Source organism: Micromonospora sp. NPDC049366 (assembly GCF_044466625.1).
Lineage (GTDB): Bacteria > Actinomycetota > Actinomycetes > Mycobacteriales > Micromonosporaceae > Micromonospora.
This window is the reverse complement of sequence record NZ_JBITMV010000001.1, coordinates 205,422-222,954: the sequence shown is the minus strand read 5'-3', so window position 1 is coordinate 222,954 and position 17,533 is coordinate 205,422. Positions and strand designations below refer to the sequence as shown.

The window sequence follows — 17,533 nt, the reverse complement described above, 5'->3', positions numbered from 1 at the left end:
CCGCACGCTGGTGGACATGCCACCCCAACCGCACCGACCGGCAACCCTCGCCTGGCAGGTCTTCCGAGGGTCGGACGCCGTCCGGCGAGGGCTTCTCACCCGGCACCAACTCCGCGGCGCCTCCTGGATCCGCCTGCTCCACGACGTCTACGCGGACGCCCGCCTCGACCGTGACCACCGGCTCACCTGCCAGGCCGCGCTGCTGAGACTGCCGCCGACGGCGGTCATCGCCGGCCCGTCCGCCGCCTACCTGCACGGCGTCGAGCACGCGGCGTCCTTCACCGACGAGGTGCACGTCCTCGTGCCGAGAGAGGGCCGGGTCGGCTCTCACACCGGCATCCGGGTTCATTCGGCCGACCCCGTGGAAGCCGGCCCGGCACCCGTCCCCATCGGAGCCAGCCCGGCATCCGCAACCGTCGGAGCCGGATTGAGACCCGTCCCGGTCGGACTCGGCCGGAGACCGGTTCCCGGCCGAGCCGCCGCGACCGCCACCCCGGACACGACCACTGCCACCGTCAGTCCGACCGCTGCCACCATCAGCCCGACCACCGCCAGCCCTAACCCGACCACGGCCTCCGTCGGCCCGACCGCCGCCCGCGCGGCTTCCGGTGCGTCCGGCCGTGGTGGCAGGTCGACGGTCATCCGGCCGGCGTCCGGGGCCGGATGTCGAGCCGGGGGCGGAGGCCCGATACCGACGTCGGATCCGGCCCGGGCGGCCTGGGAGACCGCTGTCTGGCTGGAGCCGGTCCGGGCCGTCGGCATCGTCGACACGTTGTTGAGGGAAGGCCTGACCAGCAGAGATGCTCTCGCGGTGGTCGCCGACGAGCACGCCGATCGGTCCGGCGGGCGACGGGCACGGTGGGTCTTCGACCTCGCCGATCCCGGTGCGCAGTCACCGCCCGAGTCCCACCTGCGGGTGCGGCTGGTGCTGGCCGGGCTGCCCCGGCCGGTGGCCCAACACCCGGTGCGGTTGCCGGGCGGGCTCATCCTGCATCCCGACCTGGCCTGGCCGGATTACCGGGTTGCGGTGGAGTACGACGGGCAGTGGCACGCCGACGCCGAGCAGTTGCACCGCGACCGGTACCGGCTCAACCAGCTGGTTGCCGCCGGCTGGCTCGTGTTGCACGTGACAAGCCGTCGTCTCCACCGGGACTTCCTCGGTGTGGCGAGGGAGGTCAGGTCCGCGCTGTTCGCACGCGGCTGGCGGCATCCATGATCGACACCGGTTCCGCGATATGGCGGTATCCACGGCACCTCGATACCGCCGGATCACCGACATCGAGTGGACCACGGCGCGGGGCCCGGTCGAACGGGTCGACCGGGCCCGGCAGAGAGGTGCGTTACGGGCGGGCGTTGGGCTTGAGCGGGGTCTTCACAGCCGCGTACGCGTCCACGATCCCGTAGCCGTAGAAGCCGTTGAAGTTGAGACCGCCGGCGCAGTACGCGTCGAACGTCTCGTCCCGGCCCTCGTTGCGGTACTGCTGGAGCCGCGGCTCCGGGCAGGCGTGCTCGGCGGCGGTCCGGTAGAGGTGCTGTTCGACCAGGTCGGGCGACATGCCGAAGCCGCCACGGCGCTCGGCCTTGCCGTACTTGCTGACGATCAGCGCGGCGACGCCGGCGGCGTGTGGGGACGCCATCGAGGTGCCCTGGAGGTACGTGTAGTAGCCGCACTCACCGTTGCGCTCGCACTGCTTGAAGACCGACTCCTCGAAGCCGGCGACGATGTTGCCGTCGGCGTCGACCGAGCCCTCCTCCTGGAGCACCTTCTTCGGGTACGTGGAGAGGATCATGTTGGCGTCGGTGCGGAACGTGTCGGTGCCGAAGCCGTCCCGGTACCAGCCACCGGGGGCGGCGATGGAGATCTGCTCGGTGCCGTAGTTGGAGTAGTCGGCCTTCTTGCCGGACGGGCCGACCGAGGACACGGCGATGACGTTCGGGCCCTCGGTGGGCAGGTTCCAGCAGCTCTCGTTGTCGATGGGCCGCGGGTACGGGGTCGCGCCGTAGTCCGGGCTGGTGACGTCGGTCCGGGGGCTGCCGAGGTCGTCGTTCTCGTTGCCGAGCGCGGCGACCAGCGTGACGCCCCGGTCGTGGGCGTAGGTCAGCGCCCGCTTGACCGCCTTGATGATGGCCCGCTGCTCGGCCTGGGCCTCCGGCGAGTCGGCCGGGTTGGCGGTGCAGTTGTAGAGCCACGGGTCGACGTAGAACGACATGTTGACCACGTCGAGGCCGGCCTTGCCGGCGTAGAGCAGGGCGTTGACGACCGGGTCGAGGAAGAAGTACCCGGAGTCCTGGCCGCCCTTCAGCTCGACCAGCGTGACGTTCGGGGCGACGCCGGAGAGGCCGAAGCCGTTGGCGGCGGCGCCGATGGTGCCGGCGACGTGCGTGCCGTGGCCGCCGTCGTCGGTGCCGACCGGGTCGAGGCAGCTGGGCACCTCGCACGGGCCGTCGACGTCGACGATGTCCCGGGCGAAGTTGCGCGACAGCGACCAGCTGAAGTTGGGGGCGATGTCGGGGTTGCTGGCGTCGACACCGGTGTCCAGGACGCCGACGGTCACCCGGCGGTCGCCCGGCTCGACCTTGCGGGCGTCGTCGGCGCGGATCATGTCCAGGCCCCAGAGCCGGTCGTCCAGCGGGTCGAGCTTCTTGCCCCGCGGCTTGGCGGCGGCCTTCTTGGCGGCCGTGGCCAGCAGGTGCTCCTGCTCGACCCGGTCGAGCTTGGGCTTGCGGCCGATGGCCTTCTGCTCGGCGGCGCCGACCAGGGCGGTCGCGGCGGTCGCCTTCGCGGCGAAGTCGGCCCGGTCACTGGTCACCTGGAACATGCCGACCTCGTCGGTCCGGGAGACCACGGTGCCGCCTGCGGCGCGGATGGCGGCGATGGCCGAGTCCGCGGCGACGCCGTCCTCCGCGACCACGGTGAAGGTCCGGGAGCTGGTCGGAGCGGCGCCGGCGGGCACCTCCAGCCCGGTCACCGTGAGTGCCAGGGCTGCCGCGGTGGCGACGGCACCGGCGGTGAAGCGTTTGCTCACCACATCGAGTCCTTCCGTTGCGGAACGTGCCAGCCATCACATCGCACCTACGGGAATTCCGCCACCCGAGAATCCCAAGCGAAGAAGTGCCGGCCATCACAGCGATGGGCGCGTATTTCTTTCGGGCGACCACGGTGATCGCCGGGAAATCTCTCCGTCATTCGGAGAGGCGCGCCAACACGGAGGGCAGGTCGGCAGGCCGTTCTCGTGCGCGTACACCTCGAAGGCGAACTCGCCGGCGAGCCCGCAGCGTTCGGCGCGGCTGTTGCCGTTGGTGGCGTAGCCCAGCGTCCACCGCTCCCGCAGCGTCGGCAGGACCGGCAGCACGTCGGCGAAGGGTCGGGTCAGCGCGAACCGCCGGGCGAAGAAGAGCGCCGCGAGATCGTCCAGGGCGCATCTCCTCAGGTACGGCCACCAGCCCGCCGGTCACCGCCGGGCGCAGGTCGAGCAGGGTCTCGTCGGCGTCGAAGACGACGGTGGTCAGCACGCCGACCAGGACCTACCGCTCGCCGGCGAGGGCGGGCTCCGGGGTGGCGTCGACCGGTGGCCGCGAGCCGCGCAGCTCGTCGACGCGCACCAGCGCGACACCGGCGATGATCAGCGCACCGCCGAGCAGCTGCACGACGGTCGGCAGCTCCCCCAGCACCAGCCAGGCGATCAGGACCGCGAACATCACCTCGGTCAGCCCCACGAAGGACGACAGGCGTGGGCCGAGGATCCGCGCTCCGGCGATCCCGGTCAGGTATGCGACGACGGCCGCGACCAGCGACAGCCCGGCGATCGGGACCAGCCAGCTGGTGTGCTGCCCGGCGAATTCGACCGCGCCGAAGGTGGCGTTCAGGGGCAGCACCCCGACCAGCCCGAGCGCGGCCAGCGCGGCGGCGCCGACGGCCATCCCGCCGCTGGCCAGCACCACGGACGGCAGTTCGGCGTCGACCCGGCCGGCGAGCACGAAGTAGCCGGCCAGGCCGACCGCGGCGCCGAGGCCCCAGAGCAGGCCCAGCGGGTCGAGCCGCCCGGCGCCGGTGAGGTCGAGGACGAACACCAGCCCGGCGAGGGCGGCGGCGGAGCCGGCCACGGTCAGTCGCCGGGGGCGCTGCCCGTGGACCAGCCACGTCCAGGCCACGACGAGAATGATGCCGAGGTACTCCAGCAGCAGCGCGACACCGACCGGGAGGTAGCGGACGGCGTTGAAGAAGCAGACCTGGGCGAGCGCCACGCCCAGCAGGCCGAAGACCCCGATGGTGCCCAGGTTGCGTCGCAGCACGTGCCACCGGCCGCGCAGCGAGAGCACCGCCGGCACCGCCACCACGAGGGCGGCGATCCCGACCCGGGCGATCACCGCCGACGGGGCCGACCACCCGCCCTCGATCAGTGAGCGGGCGAAGGTGCCGGAGGTGGCGAACGTGACCGCCGAGAGCAGGGCAAGACCGAGGCCGACGCCGACGGCGGGGGGTTGCTGCATCGGGCGCTCCTTGGCACGACGGGGTGGTAATGGGCAAACTATGGCTATACCGATGACGCTATGCGGCCACCCCGACAGGAGTCAAGTTGCTTTTCGCTCATGACACTGAGTGCTCGCTCATCGCCACAGCCGCCCTGGTCAACACCGGTGGCAGCGACGGCGAAGGGCTGCCGGACGTCGCGGCCCTCGACGAGTACTACGTCACACACGCCTACAGCGGCCGCCACGAGCACACCCAGGCCGAACTGGAGGCCGTACGCGCGCTCCGGCCCCGACTGCGCCGCATCTGGGACGTGGACGTCGACGAGGTGGTCGTCATCGTCAACGGCCTGCTGCGGGAGAACGACGCCCTGCCCCAGCTGATCACGCACGACGACGAGCCGTACCACTTCCACGCCGTGCCCCGGGACGCCCCGCTGGCCACCCGGATCGCGGTCGAGGCGGCGATGGCGGTCGCCGACCTCGTACGCGGTGGAGAGCTGAGCCGCCTGCGGATCTGCGACCACCCCGACTGCGACAACGTGCTGGTCGACCTGTCCCGCAACCGGTCCCGCCGGTTCTGTGAGGCGGGCTGCGGCAACCGGGCCGCCGTCAGCGCGTACCGGGCCCGCAAGGCAGCCGCCCAGCGGTGACCCCAGCGGGCCTGGGAGGGCGAGGTCAGGGGTGGGTCATGCGCAGGAGGTCCAGCGCCTCGTCCAGTTGGGTCTCGGAGAGCTTGCCGCTGTCCACGTGGCCCCGGGCGATGACCACCTCCCGGATCGACGTCTGCTTGGCCAGCGCCTCCTTGGCGATCGAGGCGGCCTCGTCGTAGCCCACGTAGCGGTTGAGCGGCGTGACGATCGACGGCGAGCCCTCGGCGTACGCCAGGCAGACCTCGGCATCCGCGACCAGGCCGACCACCAGGCGGTCCGCGAACAGTCGGCTGGACGCGGCCAGCAGCCGGATGGACTCCAGGATGTTGCGGCCCATCACCGGGAGCATGACGTTCAGCTCGAAGTCGCCCTGCGAGCCGGCGAAGGCGACCGTCGCGTCGTTGCCGATCACCTGCGCGCAGACCTGCCGCATGGCCTCGGCGACGACCGGGTTCACCTTGCCCGGCATGATCGACGAGCCGGGCTGGAGGTCGGGGATACGCAGCTCCCGCAGGCCCGCCCGAGGTCCGGACCCCATCCAGCGTACGTCGTTGGCGATCTTGTAAAGGCCGACCGCGATGGTGCGCAGCTGCCCGGACGCCTCGACCAGCGCGTCCCGCGCGCCCTGCGCCTCGAAGTGGTTGCGCGCCTCGGTCAGCGGCAGGCCGGTCGACTCACGCAGCTTCGCGATCACGGCCGCGGCGAAACCGAGCGGGGTGTTGATGCCGGTGCCCACCGCCGTGCCGCCCAGCGGCAGCTCCGCCAGTCGGGGCAGCACCCCCTCCAGGCGCTCGATCCCGTAACGGACCTGCGCGGCGTACCCGCCGAACTCCTGGCCCAGGGTCACCGGGGTGGCGTCCATCAGGTGCGTACGGCCCGCCTTGACCACGGTCTCGAACTCCGCGGCCTTGCCCTCCAACGCCTCGGCCAGGTGGGCGAGCGCCGGCAGCAGGTCCTGCGCGACGGCCTGGGTGGCGGCCAGGTGGATCGAGGACGGGAAGACGTCATTGCTGGACTGCGAGGCGTTGACGTCGTCGTTCGGGTGGACGTCCCGGCCCAGCTCCCGACCGGCCAGGGTGGCGATCACCTCGTTGGTGTTCATGTTGGAGGAGGTGCCGGAGCCGGTCTGGAAGACATCGATCGGGAACTGGTCGTCGTAGCCCCCGTCGGCCACGTGGGCCGCCGCCGCGGTGATCGCCGCGGCCACGTTCGCGTCGATCACACCCAGCTCACCGTTGACCTCGGCCGCCGCGCCCTTGATCTGGGCCAGCGCCCGGATCTGGGCGGGCTCGATGCCCCGACCCGAGATCGGGAAGTTCTGCACCGCGCGCTGCGTCTGCGCCCGCCACAGCGCCTCGGCGGGCACCTCCACCTCGCCCATCGAGTCGCGTTCGATCCGGTAACCCGTCGCCTCTGGAGTCGTCACGCGTACCATCCTGCCGCGCCGCGCCGGGGCGTGCAGATGATCGCGCACACACCCGTCAGCCCAGCTCGGCGAGGAGCCGCTCGACCTCGTGCCGCTCCGGCGCCTCGGCCTGGCGGAACAACGCCAGCGCCCGGGTCCAATGGGTACGCGCGGCGGCCGGATCCGACGGGCGCAGGCAGCGGGCGATGCCGTCGAGCGCCCGGCCCTGCTCGTAGCGGGCGTTCAACCGGGTGGCGTCGGCCAGCACCCGCCGGTGCAGGTCCAGCGCACTCGTCGCGTCGCCCTGCGCGAGCAGCGCGTAGCCCAGCAGGTTCCGCGCGGCGAACGCGGCGATCCTGTCCCCTACCTGCGTGAAGAGCACGAACGCTTCTCGGTGCCGCGCCGCGGCGGCCTCCGGACGCCCGAGGATCCGCTCGATCACGCCGATGTCGTTGAGCACCTCCCCCGCGCCCATCCGGTTGGCGAGCCGCCGCTTCAACCGCAGGGCGAGGTGCAGTCGGCGCAGCGCGCCGTCGTAGTCGCCCAGCCGAGCCCGAACCGCACCGAGATGCCCGACCGCGTGGCTCAGCAGGTCCTGCTGACCCGACTCCCGAGCGAGCAGCAGTTGCTGCCGGGAGATCGTCTGCGCCTCCTCGTACCGGCCCCACGCCAGGAGAGCGACCGCCTCGTTGTTCAGCATCGCCACGATCTCGCTGGGTTGGCCGGTCTCGCGCAACAGGGGCAGTGCCGCCGCCGAATGCCGCATGGACTCGGCGAAACGCCGGTCCATGGCGTACGCCAGTGCCAGGTTGCGGTGGATCGTGGCCACGCCGCGGCGATCACCGAGTCGCTGCCGGAGCCGCAGCGCCACCTCCATCAGCTCGATCGCCTCCGGGAACCGGCCCAGCCGGTAGTAGGCGGACGCGAGGTAGTTGCGCATCGTGGCCATCGCCGCTTCGTCGCCCAACCGCTCGGCGGCACGCAGACCCACGGTGTGCGTGTCGATCAGCTCGTCGAGGTGCCCGCCGTAGAACCCGAAGTACCAGCCGGCCCGGGCGAGCTGCCAGCAATACCGCAGCTCGCCGGTCTGCTCCGCCAGCAGGACCAGCGCCCGCAGCGAGACCCGGTTGGCCGTCAACCAGGTGAGGCCCTCCGGCAGGGCCGCCTCGACCAGGTCCGGCCGGAGCGGGTCCGGAAAGTCCGTTCCGATCCGGCTCGTGGCGGGCTCGACGGGCGCGGACACCGCCCAGGCCGTGTGCAGGTGGTGATCGAACAGGGCCACCAGCGCGCCCCGCCGTTCCTCCTCGCTGTCCCGGCTCGCCGCCAGGAGCCGCGCGTACTCCCGCATCAGGTCGTGGAAGCGGTATCGGCCCGGCTCCGGCTCGTCGACGAGGTGCGCGTCCACCAGCTCGTCGACCAGGTGCCGCGCCTCCGTCAGCGACAGGCCGGTGAGCGCGGCGGCCACCGGAGCGTCGAAGGACTCGCCCGGATGCAGCCCCAGCATCCGGTACATCCGTTGCGCCGACGCGCCGACCTGCTCGTACGACAGGGCGAAGGCGTCCACGACGGTCCGCTGCCCGGCACCGACCTCGGTCAGCACACCCGGCCCGTCCGCGAGGCGCGCAGCCAGGTCGGCGATACGCCAGCGGGGTCGGTGGGCGAGGCGCGCGCCGGCCAGTCGGATGGCCAGGGGCAGGTGACCGCACCTGCGGACGACCTCGGCGGCGGCCTCCGGCTCGGCCGCCACCCGCTCCGGGCCGACGACCCGGGCGAGCAGCTCGACCCCCTCGTCCTGGTCGAGGACGGCGAGCGACGACGGCCTGCCCTCGTCCAGCCCGGTCAGGCGGCGCCGGCTGGTGATGAGCGTGAGGGTGTGCCGACCGCTGGGCAGCAGCGGCGCCACCTGGGCGGCGGAGGCGGCGTTGTCCAGCACCACCACGGCCCGCCGGTCGGCGAGCTCGCCGCGCCACAGGGCCGCCCGCTCGTCCTCGTCGGCGGGGATGCGCTCGCCGGGCACGCCGAGCTGCCGCAGGAGGCCGGCGAGCGCCGCCGCCGGAGTCACCGGCTCCCGCTCGCTGTGCCCGTGCAGGTCGATGAAGAGCTGCGCGTCGGGATACCGGTCGCCCAGCGCGGTGGCGAGATGGATCGCGAGGGTGGTCTTGCCGCTGCCCGCCATTCCGTCGATGAGCTGGACCCGGGTGCCGTCCTCCTGGATCTCCTTGGTCAGCCGGGTCAGGGTGTCCTCGCGGCCGGTGAAGTCGGGGATCGCCCGCGGCAGGCAGTGCACCGCGGTCACCGGTTGCCGTTCCCGGCCGGCCAACGCCAGGTCGCCGACGAGCACCCGCTGGTGCAGCTCCTGCAACGCGGTGCCCGGCTCGATGCCCAGCTCCTCGGCGTAGAGCCGTCGTCCGTCCCGGTAGACGGCGAGGGCGTCGGCCTGCCGGCCGACCGCGGAGAGGGCGAGCATCAGCTGGCCGCGGAGCCGCTCGCGCAGCGGATGCCGGTCGATGGCCTCGGTCAACTCGTCCAGCAGCTCCGCGGGACGGCCGAGGCGCAGCTCGACGTCCACGCACTCCTCGAACGCGGCGAGCCAGTGCTCGTCGAGGGCCTGGGCGCGGCGACGCACGGTCCGGCTCGGGATGCCACCGAGCGCCGGCCCACGCCATAGGGCCAGCGCGGCGCGGAAATGCCCACGCGCCTCGGCCAGCCGACCGGCGGCGAGGGCGGCCCGGGCGGCGTTCACCCGCCGGTCGAAGATCTCGGCGTCCAGGTCGTCCGGTCCGGTCCGGACCCCGTAGCCGACGGGGTCGGTGACGATGACCTCCGGCGGCACCCCGAGCTGCGCGAACCGGCGGCGGAGCCGGGACACGCAGGTCTGCAGCTGCGCCCGGGCGGTGGCCGGTGGGTGCTCGTCCCACACCGCGTCGACCAGTTCCTCCGCCGGCACGATGCGGTTGGGGCGCAGCAGCAGGACGGCGAGCACGGTCCGGTCGCGGCCCGCGGTGACGGTGGCCTCGCCATCGCCGACCCGCAGGGGCCCCAGGATCCCGAACCGCATCTGCTCTCCCACTTCAGGTGCAACTTCTGTGGAGAGTAGCCCGACCGTGACCCAGTGCCGCGCCCGGCTGATAGCGATGTGAGAGCGGATCGGCAGACGTGCGGCTCAGACTCGTACGGGGCGTCCTGGACGGCGCTCGACGGGGGCGGTGCGCCCGTTCCTCACCCCCAGGGAAGGACGGGCGCACCGACGTCGACGCCCGGTCGGACGCGGACACGACGAGGGGCGCCGGGCCGAGGCCCGACGCCCCGGGGGCGTGCCGTGCAACGGGTCAGCGGCGGCCGATGGTGAGCACCGGCTTGGTGACCTCGGCGAAGAAGTCGTTGCCCTTGTCGTCGACGACGATGAAGGCCGGGAAGTCCTCCACCTCGATCTTCCAGACCGCCTCCATGCCCAACTCCGGGTATTCGAGCACCTCGACGTGCTTGATGCAGTCCTGGGCGAGTCGGGCGGCGGGGCCGCCGATCGAGCCGAGGTAGAACCCCCCGTGCTGTTCGCAGGAGCGGGTCACCTGGGCCGAGCGGTTGCCCTTGGCCAGCATGACCTGCGAGCCGCCGGCGGCCTGGAACTTCTCGACGTACGCGTCCATCCGCCCGGCGGTGGTCGGGCCGAACGAGCCGGAGGCGTAGCCCTCGGGGGTCTTCGCCGGGCCGGCGTAGTAGACCGCGTGGTCGCGGAGGTACTGCGGCATCGGCTCGCCGGCGTCCAACCGCTCGGCGATCTTCGCGTGGGCGATGTCGCGGGCCACCACCAGCGGGCCGGTCAGGGACAGCCGGGTCTTGACCGGGTACTTGGACAGCTCGGCGCGGATCTCGTCCATCGGCCGGTTCAGGTCGACGCGCACGACCTCGGACGTGTCCAGTTGGGAGTCGGTGACCTCCGGCAGGTAGCGGGCCGGGTCGGTTTCGAGCCGCTCCAGCCACACGCCCGACGGGGTGATCTTCGCGACGGCCTGCCGGTCGGCGGAGCAGGAGACGGCGATCGCCACCGGGCAGGAGGCACCGTGGCGGGGCAGGCGGACCACGCGTACGTCGTGGCAGAAGTAGCGCCCGCCGAACTGCGCCCCGATGCCGAAGTTGCGGGTCAACTCCAGCACCTCGGCCTCCAGCTCCAGGTCGCGGAAGCCGTGGGCGGTCATCGACCCGGTGGTGGGCAGCGCGTCGAGGTACTTCGCGCTGGCGTACTTCGCGGTCTTCAGGGCGTACTCGGCCGACGTGCCGCCGATGACGATGGCCAGGTGGTACGGCGGGCAGGCGGACGTGCCGATCAGCCGCAGCTTCTCCTCCAGGAACTGCATCATCCGCGTCGGATTGAGCAGCGCCTTGGTCTCCTGGTACAGGTACGACTTGTTGGCCGACCCGCCGCCCTTGGCCATGAACAGGAACTTGTACGCGTCGGGGTGACCGTCGGGGTCCTCGGCGTAGAGCTCCACCTGCGCGGGCAGGTTGCTCCCGGTGTTGCGCTCCTCCCACATGGTCAGTGGGGCGAGCTGCGAGTAGCGCAGGTTCAGCCGGGTGTAGGCCTGCCAGACGCCCTTGGAGATGGCCTCGGCGTCGGAGCCGTCGGTCAGGACATGCCGGCCGCGCTTGCCCATGACGATCGCGGTGCCGGTGTCCTGGCACATCGGCAGCACCCCGCCGGCCGCGATGTTCGCGTTGCGCAGCAGGTCGAGGGCGACGAAGCGGTCGTTCGGCGAGGCGGCCGGGTCGTCGATGATCGACCGCAGCTGGGCCAGGTGCGCGGGGCGCAGGAAGTGCGCGATGTCGTGCATCGCCTCGGCGGTCAGCGCGGTGAGCGCGGACGGCTCCACGGTGAGGAACCGGCGGCCCCCGGGACCGTGCACGACGTCGACGCCCTCGTCGGTGACCAGGCGGTACTCCGTCTGGTCGGGGCCGGTCGGCAGCAGGGGGGCGTACGAGAAGGCGGCGGCACTGCTCATGAACGGAAAGCCTAGGGCAGACCGGTCGATCACTCCCACCCGCCGGTGCCCCGCTGGGACACCGCTCTCACCGTCGCCCGTCCGACGTCAGCTTCCGTTGGCGGGGTCGGGGCAGAGTTCGCGCTTGGGCCCGCACTTGTCGTCGTCACTGCCGGGGCCGGTGCCGGAGGTCGGGGCGGTGCCGGGACCCGGGCCGGAGCCGGGTCGGCCGCCGGTGGGCGCGGGGGCCCCGGCGGCGCCGGAGAAGGGGATGTAGCCGATCTCCCGTCCCTCCCCGACGATCATGCCGGTCGGGCCGACGGCCAGCGCGTTCGCCGAGGTGCGCAGCACCGCCAACTCCCGGCCGCTGCGCGGGTCGAGGGCGACCAGCCGGTTCGGCTTCTCGTCCGCGATGACGGCCGCGTACGGGGTGAGCGACGCGCCCGCCTTGCCGCTGGCCGGCCGGCTCCACAGCACCCGGTCGGTGCCCAGCCCCCGGGCCACGACGGACCGCTGATCGCCCGCGCGGACCAGCGCGTAGCGGTCGTCGACGGCGATCAGGCGTTCCCGCTCGGCGCCGACCCAGAGCAGTCGCCCGTCGTACCCGTCGAGCACGGCCTCCCGCGCGTCCGGCGCGACCCCGATCAGTACGTTCCGCGCGCCCTGCGGGTCCTCCCGCTGCACACAGCCGGCCTTGTCGGCGGTCCGCACGTTGATCCCGGCGCGGTGCCACGCCTCCTGACCGGTCGCCGGGTCGCGCCCGGAGATGGTGAAGTAGCAGCTGTCGTCCTGGGAGCGGGCGGTGATCCGGAGCAGCCGGCCACCGACCACGGAGAGGCGCTCCTCACGGCCGGGCTCGACGTTCTGGAGGACGGCGCCGGTGGCGGTGTCCACGACGTGTACGCGGCCGTCGACCGGGAAGCCGAGCAGCGGCGGCACCGACTCGGGGCCGGCGACCCCGTCCTCGATCCGGTTGGCGGTGAGCCGCCGGGTGCCGCGCAGCCCCGGGTTGTCGGCGAACAGGCCACTGCCGACGCCGGGCAGGAACGCCGTCCACAGCGGTGCCGTTCCGCGCGGGTCCCAGGCGCTGAGGGTGCAGTCGGTGGGCTGGGTGCAGCGGGCGTCCAGCAGCAGGTTGCGGTAGGTCCAGACGGCCACCGCGTCGTCGTCGCGCCGCCGGGTCACCCCGGTGGTGGGGTCGAGCACCTCGTACCCCTTGACCAGCAGCTTGCCCACGACGACGACCGATTCCCGGTCGGCGCCGGCGACCGCCGCCCAGTCGGCCTTGCGCTCCCAGAGCTGGCTGCCGGTGCTCAGGGCGCGGGCCTCGACCCGGGTGCGCTGTTCGACCACGACGGCGTCACCGGCGAACGTGACGCTCTTCGGCGTGCCGCCGACCCGCTGCTGCCAGACCACGTCGGGTTCGGAGATCGGTTCGCTGCGGTCGACCCAGTCCCACAGGCCGGGGAACGGGTTCCACACTCCCGTCGCGGCGAGGACCACGACGGCGATCAACGCGAGCAGCAACACGCCACGCACGCCGAGGCCGCTCCCCTTCGCCACACGCACACGGTAGCCACGATCACCGACCGGCCGTCGCGCCGCGCCGCCGTGTCGCCGCGCTTTCTGCCGTCGAAGGTGTTAGAAGGGGGCGATAACCGGCACCGGGGGTGCCGCGCGCGGCAGCGGGGGTCGGGCCGTTCAGCGCACGGCGGCCGAGCGGATCAGCGGGAGCGTGCGGTACGGGATCTGTTCGGCCAGGGCGATGATGGTGGACGCCCGGGTGATCCCCTCGGACGACACGATCTGGTCGATCACCCGCTGGAGGTCGGTGTTCGACCGGGCCACGATCCGGCAGAGCAGGTCGCTGGAGCCGGTGATGGTGTGCGCCTCCAGCACCTCGGGGATCGCGGCCAGGTGGGCGGTGACCGGGTCGTGCCCGTGCCGCTGGCTGATCTCCAGGGTGACGAAGCTGGTGACGCCGAAGCCGATCGCCGCCGGCACGATCTCGGGCCCGAAGCCGGCGATCACCCCCCGGTCGACCAACTTGTCGAGCCGGGCCTGGACGGTGCCCCGAGCCACGCGGAGCCGGCGCGAGCACTCCAGCACGCCGATCCGCGGCTCCTCGGCGAGCAGTTCGATCAAGCGAGCATCGAGCTCGTCGAGCTGTACATCCTGCACACCCCTCACGGGTGAAGACCATACCGAATGCGCAACCTGACCAGCATTTACGTCAACTGTTGCCCACTCCACCCCGGGCCAGCGATCCTCGCCACACAGACCATCCCGGCGGGCCCACCAGGCCGGCCGGCACGCGAGGGAGGCCGCGATGACCCAGGCGATCGACCGACCCCAGTCGACCGAAGAGGTCGACGTCGACCGGCTCGTCGGTGCCGTCGACCACGACATCAGCCGCGACCCGTTCCCGGTCAAGGGACTCGACCACCTGCACTTCCTGGTCGGCAACGCGAAGCAGGCGGCGCACTACTACTCCACGGCGTTCGGCATGACCTGCGTCGCGTACCGGGGGCCGGAGCAGGGCTACCGGGACCACGCCCAGTACGTGCTGACCAGCGGTTCCGCCCGGTTCGTGCTGACCGGCACCGTCCGGCCGGACGCCGAGGGCGCCGAGCACGTGGCGAAGCACAGCGACGGCATCAGCGACATCGCGCTGGAGGTGCCGGACGTCGACGCCGCGTACGCCCACGCGACCGCGCAGGGCGCGACCGGCGTCGTCGAGCCGCACGACGTCAGCGACGAGCACGGCACCGTGCGGATGGCGTCCATCGCGGCGTACGGCGACACCCGGCACACGCTGGTCGACCGGTCCCGCTACACCGGCCCCTTCCTCCCCGGCTTCGTGGCCCGCGGCCCGATCGTGGACCGGCAGCCGATGATCGAAGCCGGCATTCAGCCGAAGCGTTTCTTCCAGGCGGTCGACCACGTGGTCGGCAACGTCGAGCTCGGCCGGATGGACGAGTGGGTGGAGTTCTACAAGCGCGTCATGGGCTTCAGCAACATGGCCGAGTTCATCGGTGACGACATCGCCACCGACTACTCCGCGCTGATGAGCAAGGTCGTCGCGAACGGCACCCGCAAGGTGAAGTTCCCGCTCAACGAGCCGGCGATCGCGCGCAAGAAGTCGCAGATCGACGAGTACCTGGAGTTCTACCAGGGCCCGGGCGCCCAGCACGTCGCCGTGGCCACGAACGACATCCTGGCCAGCGTCGACGCGATGCGGGCGGCGGGCGTGGAGTTCCTGGACACCCCGGACTCGTACTACGACGACCCGGAGCTGCGGGCCCGGATCGGCGAGGTGCGGGCCCCGATCGAGGAGCTGAAGGCCCGCAAGATCCTGGTCGACCGGGACGAGGACGGCTACCTGCTGCAGATCTTCACCAAGCCCGTCCAGGACCGGCCGACGGTCTTCTTCGAGCTGATCGAGCGGCACGGGTCGCTCGGCTTCGGCAAGGGCAACTTCAAGGCGCTCTTCGAGGCGATTGAGCGGGAGCAGGAAGCCCGCGGCAACCTGTAACACTTGCGAGCGTGACGCAACCCCCGTGGTACCCGGTGCCGTCGGCCGGTGGGCCCCCACCCGCCGCCGGCGGCTTCGGACCGTCCACCGGTCCGGTTCCCGCACCGCAGGTGCGGGGCCGGGCCGGGCGTGGACGGCCGCGCCGCCACGACAGCTGCCTCGCAACGGTCGTCGTTAAGGTGTCTGCGTGAGCGTGCAACCCGGCTGGTACGTCGACCCCGCCGATCCCGAGACCCGACGGTACTGGGACGGCGAGGGCTGGATCGGCGCGCCCATCCCCGTCGACGCGACCCCGCCCGAGGGTCCGCCCCCGGTCGAGCCCCCGCCCGCCCCGACCCCGGAGCCGGTCGCACCCGGCCCGGTCGCGGGCACCACCCCACCCGGCTGGCCCACGTCCGCGCCGCCGGCCGCCGGCCCCCCGCCGGGCTGGCAGTCCCCGCCGGGCGACCAGCCCTCGTCGGGATGGCAGCCGCCACCGGGGTGGCAGCCACCGCCGGGCTGGCAGCCCGCACCGGGCACCCCGCCCCCGTCCGGGTGGCAGCCGCCGCCGGGCACGCAGCCGCCGCCGGGCACGCAGCCGCCGCCGGGCTGGCAGCCCCCGCCGGCGTACGGCCAGCAGGCCGGGCCGCCGCCCGGCTGGGCGCCTCCGGGCTGGCCCGGGCAGGCGCCGCCACGGCCGCACGGCATGGCGCTGGCCGGATACGGCCAGCGGCTGGTCGCCCGACTGATCGACTTCGGCATCCTCCTCCTGTTGAACGCAGCCGTGAACGGCTGGTTCATCTGGCAGCTCGCGCAGGAGATGGGACCGTACTGGCGGGAGGTGTTCCGCCGGGCCGAGGCGGGCGACACCTCCGCGGAGGGGTTGCCGTCGATCGGTGAACAGGCCGGCGGGTTCCAGTTGGCGATCGTGGCCATCGCCTTCGGGCTCTGGCTCGCCTACGAGGTGCCCGCCATGGCGTCGGGCGGCCAGACGATCGGCAAGCGGCTGATGCGGATCAGGGCGGTGCCGCTCGTCGGTGGCCAGACGCTCGGCTTCGCCCGTTCGCTGAGCCGGTGGAACCTGCTGGGCGGCATGCCGACCCTGCTGTGCTGCTGCTTCGGCCTGGGCCTGCTGCTCTATCTCATCGACGCGCTGTCCCCGCTCTTCGACCATCCGATGCGGCAGGCACTGCACGACAAGCGGGCGCAGACCGTCGTCGTGCGGATTCCCCACGGCGCCGCCGCCCCCGCTACCCCCGACCGCACCAACCTCCCGGGAGACACCCCATGAGCGACACCGGACGTCCCCAGCCGGCGCTGCGGCTGACCCGCGCCGACCTGGACGCGCTGCCCAGCTACGTACCCGGCCGCAGCCCGGCCGACCTGGCCCGGGAGCTGGGCCTGCCGGAGGCGATCAAGCTGGCCAGCAACGAGGTCCCGTACGGTCCGCTGCCGGGCGTCGTCGAGGCCGTCGCCGAGGCCGCCGCGGGCGCGCACCGCTACCCGGACATGGGTGTGGTGGCGCTCCGCGACGCGCTGGCCGAGCGGTACGGGGTGGACGCCGACCGCATCGCCACCGGCTGCGGGTCGGTGGCGCTCGCCGAGCACCTGGTGCGGGCCACCTGCCTCCCCGGCGACGAGGTCGTCTACTCGTGGCGCTCCTTCGAGGCGTACCCGATCATCGCGGCGACCAGCGGGGCGACCAGCGTGCGGGTGCCCAACGACGCCGGCCACGGCCACGACCTGGCGGCCATGGCGGCGGCGGTGACCGAGCGGACCCGGATGGTGGTGGTCTGCAACCCGAACAACCCGACCGGCACGTCGGTCCGCCGGGCGGAGCTGGACCGCTTCCTGGACGCGGTGCCGGACGACGTGCTCGTGGTGATCGACGAGGCATACCGGGAGTTCGTCACCGACCCCGAGGTGCCGGACGGCCTGACCTACCTGGACCGGCCCAACGTGGCGGTGCTGCGCACCCTGTCGAAGGCGTGGGGTCTGGCCGGGCTGCGGATCGGCTGGCTGGCCGCCGCCCCGGAAGTGGCCGGCGCGGTACGCAAGGTGGTCACCCCGTTCTCCACCAGCCTGGCGGCGCAGGCCGGCGCGCTCGCCGCGCTCGCCCAGGCCGACGAGGTGGAGCGGCGGTGCGCCCTGGTGGTGGCCGAGCGGGAGCGGGTCACCGAGGCGCTGCGCAAGTTCGTCCCCGAGGTGCCGGGCAGCCAGGCCAACTTCGTGTGGCTGCCGCTCGGCGACCGGGCGGTGCCCTTCGCCAAGTCCTGCGAGGCGCGCGGGGTGATCGTGCGCCCGTTCGCCGGGGACGGTGTCCGGGTGACCATCGGCACCCCGGCGGAGAACGACGCGTTCCTCGCCGCCGCCGAGGCGGCGCTGGCCTGACCGGCCCGGCTTGGCGATAAATCCTTTTTATCCGTTTAATCCCTGGAACTCCCTTATCTTCGGAGCTACCGGGCACCGCCGTTCCAGGCGCGGTGCCGGTCCACTTCGAGAAACGGGGAAGCAA

General features: G+C 72.7%; 12 protein-coding genes and 1 pseudogene. 5 read left to right on the top strand and 8 right to left on the bottom strand.

Annotated elements, in window-relative coordinates; translation table 11 throughout:
- Positions 1–16 precede the first annotated feature (16 nt).
- A complete protein-coding gene (locus ACIBTV_RS01040; protein ID WP_396701085.1) occupies positions 17–1,216 on the top strand; it encodes a hypothetical protein in 1,200 nt (399 codons plus the stop codon).
- A gap of 124 nt (positions 1,217–1,340) precedes the next feature.
- Here the strand turns inward: ACIBTV_RS01040 and ACIBTV_RS01035 are convergent, their stop codons facing one another.
- The 3 genes and pseudogenes from ACIBTV_RS01035 to ACIBTV_RS01025 form a co-directional block, all read right to left on the bottom strand.
- Positions 1,341–3,026: a S8 family serine peptidase gene (locus tag ACIBTV_RS01035; RefSeq protein ID WP_396701083.1), complete on the bottom strand. Its 1,686-nt coding sequence runs from the start codon at positions 3,024–3,026 to the stop codon at positions 1,341–1,343.
- A gap of 183 nt (positions 3,027–3,209) precedes the next feature.
- Positions 3,210–3,513 (bottom strand): annotated as a pseudogene (locus ACIBTV_RS01030) (HAD family hydrolase); the annotation flags it as partial.
- Between the two features lie 12 nt (positions 3,514–3,525).
- On the bottom strand, positions 3,526–4,491 hold the full coding sequence (locus ACIBTV_RS01025; RefSeq protein ID WP_396701081.1) for an EamA family transporter: 966 nt from the start codon (positions 4,489–4,491) through the stop codon (positions 3,526–3,528).
- Between the two features lie 86 nt (positions 4,492–4,577).
- Between ACIBTV_RS01025 and ACIBTV_RS01020 the strand changes: the two genes are divergently transcribed.
- Positions 4,578–5,123 (top strand): CGNR zinc finger domain-containing protein, encoded by a 546-nt coding sequence (locus ACIBTV_RS01020; RefSeq protein WP_396701079.1) that lies wholly within the window; start codon positions 4,578–4,580, stop codon positions 5,121–5,123.
- Between the two features lie 25 nt (positions 5,124–5,148).
- On the opposite strand, the gene ACIBTV_RS01015 is transcribed toward ACIBTV_RS01020, so the two are convergent.
- The 5 genes from ACIBTV_RS01015 to ACIBTV_RS00995 form a co-directional block, all read right to left on the bottom strand.
- Positions 5,149–6,558, bottom strand: a complete 1,410-nt coding sequence (locus ACIBTV_RS01015; protein ID WP_396701077.1) for a class II fumarate hydratase — start codon at positions 6,556–6,558, stop codon at positions 5,149–5,151.
- Positions 6,559–6,604: 46 nt separating this feature from the next.
- Positions 6,605–9,586: an AfsR/SARP family transcriptional regulator gene (locus ACIBTV_RS01010; RefSeq protein WP_396701075.1), complete on the bottom strand. Its 2,982-nt coding sequence runs from the start codon at positions 9,584–9,586 to the stop codon at positions 6,605–6,607.
- Between the two features lie 271 nt (positions 9,587–9,857).
- Complete coding sequence (locus tag ACIBTV_RS01005) at positions 9,858–11,525, bottom strand: fumarate hydratase (protein ID WP_396701073.1); 1,668 nt, start codon at positions 11,523–11,525, stop codon at positions 9,858–9,860.
- Positions 11,526–11,612: 87 nt separating this feature from the next.
- Positions 11,613–13,067, bottom strand: a complete 1,455-nt coding sequence (locus ACIBTV_RS01000; protein ID WP_396701071.1) for a PQQ-binding-like beta-propeller repeat protein — start codon at positions 13,065–13,067, stop codon at positions 11,613–11,615.
- Positions 13,068–13,205: 138 nt separating this feature from the next.
- Positions 13,206–13,694, bottom strand: a complete 489-nt coding sequence (locus ACIBTV_RS00995) for an Lrp/AsnC family transcriptional regulator (RefSeq protein WP_396701069.1) — start codon at positions 13,692–13,694, stop codon at positions 13,206–13,208.
- A 139-nt stretch (positions 13,695–13,833) separates the two neighbouring features.
- Between ACIBTV_RS00995 and hppD the strand changes: the two genes are divergently transcribed.
- From hppD to hisC, 3 genes are all read left to right on the top strand, one after another.
- Complete coding sequence (hppD, locus tag ACIBTV_RS00990; RefSeq protein WP_396701067.1) at positions 13,834–15,039, top strand: 4-hydroxyphenylpyruvate dioxygenase; 1,206 nt, start codon at positions 13,834–13,836, stop codon at positions 15,037–15,039.
- Between the two features lie 187 nt (positions 15,040–15,226).
- Positions 15,227–16,309, top strand: coding sequence for an RDD family protein (locus ACIBTV_RS00985; protein WP_396701066.1), 1,083 nt, complete (start codon positions 15,227–15,229; stop codon positions 16,307–16,309).
- Positions 16,306–17,409 (top strand): histidinol-phosphate transaminase, encoded by a 1,104-nt coding sequence (gene hisC, locus ACIBTV_RS00980; protein WP_396701064.1) that lies wholly within the window; start codon positions 16,306–16,308, stop codon positions 17,407–17,409. The genes ACIBTV_RS00985 and hisC overlap by 4 nt, the downstream gene beginning before the upstream one ends.
- Positions 17,410–17,533: the final 124 nt, after the last annotated feature.